This is a genomic window from Methylobacterium sp. M6A4_1b (assembly GCF_053345175.1).
Window position 1 is genome coordinate 1 of sequence record NZ_JBKEZQ010000076.1, and the last position, 2,477, is coordinate 2,477.

Here is a 2,477-nt window from a genome sequence, read left to right on the forward strand (position 1 = left end):
CGGACGGCGGCGGCGGATCTTTCCCTTGATCGTTGCCGCCCTGATCCTTGGGCTTGAAGCTCTTGATCGACGCCCAGGCCTCGATCAGCGTGCCATCGACGCTGAAGTGGTCGCTGGACAGAAGCCGCCTGACCCGGGGCCGGGCCAGCACGGCGGCCAGGAACTGGGCCGCGATCTCACCGGCCAGGAGCCGGTCCCGGTTCCGGGTGAAGCTCGAATGATCCCAGGCCTGATCGTCGATGCCCAGCCCTACGAACCAGCGGAACAACAGGTCGAACTCCAGCCGCTCCATCAGCTGCCGCTCCGAGCGGATCGAGTAGAACGCCTGCAGGAGCATAGCCCGCAGCAGCATCTCGGGCGGGATCGACGGACGACCCATCCGAGTCGCATAGAGTGCCGAGAACGACCCGCTCAGGGCCACCAGCGCCTCGTCCGTCAGTTGCCGGATGGCCCGCAGAGGATGATCGGACCGGACCCGAGCTTCCAGGTCCACATACGAGAACAACGCCCCCGAACGCCGATCCGAGCCCCGCATCTGCCTTCCCCGTTTACTGCCAGGGAGCAGTGAATCATGCCAACCCCTGGCACGCCACGGACTTCTTCAACACCCTGCTAGGGCCGTGTGGGGTCGATCTTCGTTGTAGTGGCACTTCCAGTCCTCGATGCGCTCGCAGGCATCGGCCAGCGACAGGAACCACAAGGCGTTCAGGCGCTCCGCCCGTAGGCGGCCGTTGAACGACTTGAGTGTTGCCGTTGTCGGTCGGCTTGCCCGGTTGTGAGAAGTCGGTCTCGACTCCATTCAGGTAGGTCCACTGGTCGAGCATGCGCCCGGCGAACTCTGGTCCATTGTCGACCCGCAGGCTCTTGGGCTGCTCCCGCAGCCGAACCAGGGCTTCGAGCGCGCCTCGGTGACCTGGAAGGCGCGGACGTTGGCTCTCGATGTGAGCGAGAGCGCCTCTCGCGTGTGGCAATCGACAACGGTCAGGATCCGGAACGGACGTCCGTCGAACAGGGGTCGGACATAAAGTCCATGACCCAGACCTCGTTTGGACCGCCGATCGGACACCTCGAAGAACTATGCAGTCGGGCGGTTTTGGCCGTCGATTCGATGCCGCTCGCGGCTCTGACTTGATCCGACCGGCGTTCTGGCAGGCTGACGATGGTCGTGAGCGGGCTCAGGGGCCCATCCCGAGGTTGCCTCAAGCCGCCACTGGCCGGCCGTCGATCCAGAGGAAGCGCTTGAGGTTGTAGGCGAGGTTGGCGAGCCCGATCTTGGTCCGGGCTCGGGCCAAGCCGATGGTGCGCACGAACAGGCCGAAGCGGTGCTTCTGGCCGGCGAACACCGTCTCGACCGCCGAGTGCACCTTGGAGCGGGCCTGGTTGGCCTTGCGCTGCGACGGCGTCAGATCGAGCCCAGACTGTCTCCGGAAGTGGATCTTCGAGCGGCGGCCGTTTTTGGCGAGATGGGCTTCGTTGGCCTTGGAGCGGTAGGCGGTGTCGGCGAGAGACGTCGCTCGCCGTGTTGGTCGGGTCGAGGACGTTGGCCAGTTGTGCCCCGACATGGGCGGACGCGCTGGTCACGGTGAAGCGGCGGACGAAGCCGTGCCTGCGATCAATCGAGACGTGCGTCTTGTACCCGAACACCGGGATGGTGATTTCAACTTTGGCTTTCGTGCCGGCCGCCTTTGCGGGCCGTGCCTTGGCCCGTTTCAGGGTCCAGCGAGCATCGCGATCCTTTTGTGCGAGCTTCTTCGGCTTGGTCGCCCACGCTTCCGGGATCCGGCCTTCCTTCAGAGCCGCCTTCTCCGCATCGGTGTTGCGCTGGCGCGGGGCGTCGATGATCGAGGCGTCGATGATCTGCCCCGACATCGCGAGATACCCCTTGGCCTTCAGCCAGGCGTCGAAGGCGGCAAACAGCTCCTCGATCGCGCCGGCCCGGGTCAGGTGCTCCCGGAACAGCCACACCGTCTTGGCGTCGGGCACCGCATCCTCGAACCCCAAACCGAGGAAGCGCATGAACGACAGCCTGTCCCGAATCTGGAACTCTGTCGCGTCGTCCGACAGCGTGTAGAGCGTCTGCAGGATCACTGACGTCTCCCCATCGCTTTGGTCCGGCGTGAGTGCGAGTTTTCCGGTTGTGTGAGACCCTGATGGGAGGAGCAGAGCCGTGAAGAAGAGCAGATTCACCGAAGAGCAGATCGCCTTCGCGCTGAAGCAGGCCGAGACTGGTACACCGGTTGCGGAGGTGCTGCACCGGATGGGCATCTCCGAGCAGACATTCTACCGCTGGAAGAAGCTCTACGGCGGCCTGGGCACGGGCGAGTTGCGGCGGCTGAAGCAGCTCGAGGACGAGAACCGCAAGCTCAAGCAGCTCGTGGCCGATCTGAGCCTCGACAAGCACATCCTGTGAGGCACGTGCTCGCAAAAAAAGCTCTGACGCCTGCTCGGCGACGCGAACTCGTGCACCAAGTTCAGGA

The 2,477-nt window shown here is 64.5% G+C and carries 1 protein-coding gene and 3 pseudogenes; 1 reads left to right on the forward strand and 3 read right to left on the reverse strand.

Annotated elements, in window-relative coordinates; genetic code table 11:
* From ACLBWX_RS23095 to ACLBWX_RS23105, 3 genes and pseudogenes are all read right to left on the reverse strand, one after another.
* Positions 1–535: transposase (locus ACLBWX_RS23095; RefSeq protein ID WP_447678298.1), on the reverse strand; the 535-nt coding region annotated here is incomplete at its 3' end.
* 66 nt (positions 536–601) lie between these two features.
* Positions 602–1,068, reverse strand: a pseudogene (locus ACLBWX_RS23100) (transposase); the annotation flags it as partial.
* An 849-nt stretch (positions 1,069–1,917) separates the two neighbouring features.
* Positions 1,918–2,265, reverse strand: a pseudogene (locus ACLBWX_RS23105) (transposase); the annotation flags it as partial.
* Here ACLBWX_RS23105 and ACLBWX_RS23110 point away from each other — a divergent pair.
* A pseudogene (locus tag ACLBWX_RS23110) lies at positions 2,168–2,477 on the forward strand (transposase); the annotation flags it as partial. The pseudogenes ACLBWX_RS23105 and ACLBWX_RS23110 sit on opposite strands and share 98 nt — an antisense overlap.